Source organism: Mesorhizobium sp. M7A.F.Ca.CA.004.12.1.1, from assembly GCF_003997835.1.
Classification (GTDB): Bacteria; Pseudomonadota; Alphaproteobacteria; order Rhizobiales; family Rhizobiaceae; genus Mesorhizobium.
The window spans coordinates 1-4,479 of sequence record NZ_RZRK01000512.1 but is presented as its reverse complement, the minus strand read 5'-3'; the positions used below and the strand labels follow the sequence as shown (position 1 = coordinate 4,479).

General features: G+C 60.6%; 6 protein-coding genes. 1 reads left to right on the top strand and 5 read right to left on the bottom strand.

The annotated features are described in order from the left end of the window. Positions 1-73 precede the first annotated feature (73 nt). A complete protein-coding gene (gene ppk2, locus EN984_RS23855; RefSeq protein WP_127270468.1) occupies positions 74-994 on the top strand; it encodes a polyphosphate kinase 2 in 921 nt (306 codons plus the stop codon). 48 nt (positions 995-1,042) lie between these two features. On the opposite strand, the gene EN984_RS23850 is transcribed toward ppk2, so the two are convergent. From EN984_RS23850 to EN984_RS23830, 5 genes are all read right to left on the bottom strand, one after another. Continuing rightward, on the bottom strand, positions 1,043-1,690 hold the full coding sequence (locus EN984_RS23850) for a dihydrofolate reductase family protein (RefSeq protein ID WP_127270469.1): 648 nt from the start codon (positions 1,688-1,690) through the stop codon (positions 1,043-1,045). A gap of 236 nt (positions 1,691-1,926) precedes the next feature. Continuing rightward, positions 1,927-2,277 carry a HepT-like ribonuclease domain-containing protein gene (locus tag EN984_RS23845; RefSeq protein ID WP_127270471.1) on the bottom strand — a complete coding sequence of 117 codons (351 nt, stop codon included), beginning with the start codon at positions 2,275-2,277 and terminating at the stop codon, positions 1,927-1,929. After that, positions 2,277-2,573, bottom strand: a complete 297-nt coding sequence (locus EN984_RS23840; RefSeq protein WP_127270472.1) for a nucleotidyltransferase domain-containing protein — start codon at positions 2,571-2,573, stop codon at positions 2,277-2,279. The genes EN984_RS23845 and EN984_RS23840 overlap by 1 nt, the downstream gene beginning before the upstream one ends. Before the next feature lie 40 nt (positions 2,574-2,613). Then, on the bottom strand, positions 2,614-3,651 hold the full coding sequence (hemB, locus tag EN984_RS23835) for a porphobilinogen synthase (RefSeq protein ID WP_127272719.1): 1,038 nt from the start codon (positions 3,649-3,651) through the stop codon (positions 2,614-2,616). An 89-nt stretch (positions 3,652-3,740) separates the two neighbouring features. Beyond that, positions 3,741-4,479, bottom strand: a 739-nt coding sequence (locus tag EN984_RS23830; RefSeq protein ID WP_127383988.1) for a DUF2066 domain-containing protein, incomplete at its 5' end; no start/stop codon positions are given.

The window sequence follows — 4,479 nt, the reverse complement described above, 5'->3', positions numbered from 1 at the left end:
CGTTCCGGGCTGTAAGCCGGAGTTTGGGGCGCCGGACGTGGATCGACAGAGCTTGCAAGTGGAGCAGCCGATAATGACCGAGCTAAAACAGAATTCTCCGGCCAGGGATTGGCTTGAAGCCGAGCTCGCCGACACGCTCGACGAAGACTATGAGCTCGAAATGTCGGAGCCGGCGCTGTCGATGGAGATCGCCAAGATCTACAAGAACTCGCATCCGCCTTCGATCGATCGCATGCAGTATTTTCGCGACCTGATCACCCTGCAGTCCGAATTGATCAAGCTGCAGTCCTGGGTCGCCTACCACAAGAAGAAGCTGGTGGTGATCTTCGAGGGACGCGATTCGGCCGGCAAGGGCGGTGTCATCAAGCGCATCACCCAGCGGCTCAATCCGCGCATCTGCCGCGTCGTGGCACTGCCGGCGCCGACCGAGCGCGAAAAGTCGCAATGGTATTTCCAGCGCTATGTCCCGCATCTGCCGGCCGGCGGCGAGATCGTGCTGTTCGACCGCTCATGGTACAACCGCTCGGGCGTCGAGCGGGTGATGGGCTTTGCCCAGCCCGATCAGGTCGAAGAATTCTTTCACGACGTGCCGGAGTTCGAGCGCATGCTGGTCCGCTCGGGCATCACCGTGGTCAAATACTGGTTCTCGATCACCGACGAGGAACAGCAGATGCGCTTCCTGATGCGCATCCATGATCCAATGAAGCAGTGGAAACTGTCGCCGATGGATCTGCAGTCGCGTGTGCGCTGGGAGCAGTACACCAAGGCCAAGGAAGAGACCTTCGCCCGCACCAACATCCCGGAAGCGCCTTGGTTCATCGTCGAGGGCAACGACAAGAAGCGCGCGCGGCTGAACTGCATCGACCATCTGCTCAAGCAGCTGCCTTACGAGGAAGTGCCGCACGAGGAGATCACTTTGCCGGAGCGCGTCTTCAACCCCGAATACGAGCGCCAGGTGCTGCCGCGCGAGCTCTACGTGCCGGAGAAGTATTGATGGATCGCTCCCTTCTCCCCGTATAGTGACGGGGAGAAAAAGCTGTAACTACGCCCGCTTGATGGTGACGTGCGTGGCAAGCGGCGTCGCCACCTGCTCGCTGCAGATATAGCCCAGCTTGAGCATATCGAGGCCGGCGAAAAGGTTCTCGCCCGAGCCGAGCAGCACCGGCGCGATCGCCAGATGCATCTCGTCGATCAGTTTTTCCTGCAGATATTGCCGGATGGTGGCGACGCCGCCGCCGACCCGCACGTCCTTGCCGCCAGCGGCAGCCTTAGCCTGTTCAAGAGCTGAATGGATACCGTCAGTGACGAAGTGGAAAGTCGTGCCGCCCTCCATCGTGATCGGTTCCCGCTTGTGATGGGTGAGCACGAAAACCGGCACATGATAGGGCGGGTTGTCGCCCCACCAGCCCTTCCAGCTGTCGTCAGGCCACTCGCCGCGGATCGGCCCGAACATGTTGCGGCCGAGGATCCAGGCGCCGACATTCTCGAAGCTGCGCGCCGCGAACGCCTCGTTGACGTCGGTGGTGCCGCCATCTTGTCCGAGCACCTTCTCGCGGAAGGTGCAGGTGTCGACAAACCACTTGTGCAAGGATTCCCCACCGACGCCGAGAGGATTTTGCAGATCCTGATCGGGACCGGCGCCATAGCCGTCGAGCGACAGGGTGAAAGCGTTGACGCGAAGTTTGGACATGCGAGCCTCCTCGATAACCGGTTGTATTTTGCAAGCAGTTGTTTTGTAGCAAACTGATTGTGAATTGCAAGCGGTATTTTAGAGAACTTTGCCGCACCGCACGTGCAGAGCAGAAAGATCCGGCAGTCTCGACGCGAGCAAATGTTCCGTTGCCATGCAATTGCTTGTGACGAGAGAAATATCGCGGTTCCTTCCTTGCGACGCGAACAGGATGCAGCCGCAAGTGTCAGCCAAAACTATCGGCGCTGCGACGCTTCGAGCATACGTTCGACAGCAAGACGCAGTGGCGGCAGGCTGTCGGTCACCACCGGCCATACTATCGCACCGGAGGTTTTGTGATATTCGTGACGCAAAACGTTGCCTATCCCACGAACTTGTTTCCATGGAATCTCGGGAGCAAGTGCTGCCAAATCATCTGGAATGTGCCGGGCAGCTTCGGAAATGATTTCGATCCCGCGCTCGATGCCATGTCGGAGCAGCCAGTCGCTATTAAAGTCATCCAACGTCTTGCCCGCGGCGGCAGCAGAGATGCCGTCCAGGGCCTCCATGATTTCGGCTAGAATCGGTTCGATCCGGCGCACTGCCATCAAAATATGCGCACAGCAGATTGTTCGATGTCGGCCTTCAACATGGGATTGAGGCTGTCGCGGGTGGTGATATCGATCTCCGCTGACATCTTCTCCTCAAGAAATTGCTTGATGCCGACCAGATCAATCAGCGAAAAGCGTCTTGCAGGATCATAATCGATGAAGAGGTCGAGATCGCTGTCAGGTCCTGCGTCGCCCCGTAAAATCGATCCGAACAGATAAAGCGAAGTCGCGCCCATGCCTTTGATGGCATCTGCATTTCTCTGCAACCGCTTTATCACCTCATTCCTGCTCATGAATTCATTCTAGCGGATTGCGTTAAAATTCCAAAGCGACCTAGCGGCCTCCCTTCAGCATCTCCGCCACTTCGGGTGCGAAATAGGTCAGGATGCCGTCGCACCCGGCGCGCTTGAAGGCGAGCAGCGATTCCAGCATTGCCTTCTCGCCGTCGATCCAGCCATTGGCGCCTGCCGCCTTGATCATCGAATATTCGCCCGACACCTGGTAGGCGAAGGTCGGCATCTGGAACTCGTCCTTCAGCCGCCGGATGATGTCGAGATAGGGCAGGCCGGGCTTGACCATCAGCATGTCGGCGCCCTCGGCGATGTCCTGTTCGGCCTCCCTCACCGCCTCGTCGGAATTGGCATGGTCGATGTAATAGGTCTTCTTGTCGCCCTTGAGCAGACCGGCGGTGCCCACCGCCTCGCGATAGGGACCGTAGAAGGCCGAGGCGAATTTGGTCGCATAGGACATGATCGCGACGTCCTGAAAACCATTGGCGTCAAGCGCGTCCCGGATGGCGCCGATGCGGCCGTCCATCATGTCGGACGGCGCGATGATGTCGGCGCCGGCGGCCGCCTGGATGACGGCAGCGGCGGTCACCTGTTCCACCGTCTCATCATTGACGATGATGCCGTCGCGCAGGATGCCGTCATGGCCGTGGCTGGTGAATGGGTCGAGCGCGGCGTCGGTGATGATGCCGATCTGCGGCACCGCATCCTTGATCGCACGGGTGGCGCGGTTGATGACATTGTCGGGATCGAGGATATGCGAGCCGGTCTGGTCGCGCAGCGAGATGTCCACATTGGGGAAGGTGGCGAGTGCCGGAATGCCGAGTTTCGCCGCGCGCTCGGCCTCCTTGACGGCGAGATCGATCGACAGGCGGAAGACGCCGGGCATGGCGGCGATCGGCTCGCGGACACCCTTGCCCTCGACGACGAAGATCGGCCAGATCAGGTCGTCGACCGTGAGCCGGTTCTCCTGCACGAGACGGCGCGACCAGTCGGCCTTGCGCATGCGGCGCAGACGGCGGCTGCCGGTGATCTCGTCGACGCCGCGCGCGCCGGCGGGCTTTGCGGGGGTGAATTTGTTCATCGCTAAATACTCTCGTTCGGGCAGGCTTTTACCACGAGCTCCCGCTGCTGACCAATGCGGCACGATTGTGCCAGCGATCCGGTCGAAGTCTATTCGGGTTGCCCATTGCCTGACAGAATCTGTGCTGCGCCCCTGATGGCGACACGGAAAGCCTCGTCGAAGCCGACACCGCGCACCTGCCAGATGTAGGTCTTGCCGGCCGCGGCCAGCCGCCAGTCGGCGATCCAGCCCAGTTCCTTGTCGCTCCAGACGAGACTGCCGGAAAGCGCCTGGTCGGCGCCGGTCTTCTTCGCCAGTGTGTCGAGCTTCGTCATCTCGGCATTGCGAAGCGCCTGATCGTCCAATCCGGCCCGCGACAGCTGCGCCGCCGTGGGAAAAGCCACCTGCATGGCCAGCGGTACGGCGGCATTGCCGAACGATTCGCGCATCGGCATGCCACGGTCGTCGTCGGCATCGAGCGCATAATGCATTGTTCCGCGCTCGGTCGTCAAAAACACCGCCAGCCGCGGCCGCTCGGCCAGCCACGGCCTGCTGCCGAGCGAAGCCAGCACCGGGTCGATTTCAGCCGGCTTGTACTGGCAGGAAAGGTTGTGGGGCCGATCGTACGTGCCCTGATCGTCATGGTTGGGAATGCCTTCCATGCGGTCGCGGTAGCGAAAGCCTGCGACGAAGCTGCCGGCCTTGTCGCGCAATGCCGTCATTTCAGGTTTCGCCGGCAGGCGCTGATCGCCGGAAACCCGCACCAGAACCGCGTCGAGGCAGCGCTTGAAGCCGGACTGGCGGTTCTTCTCGTATTTGCCGTTGACGATGGTCTGCGAATTGTAGAGG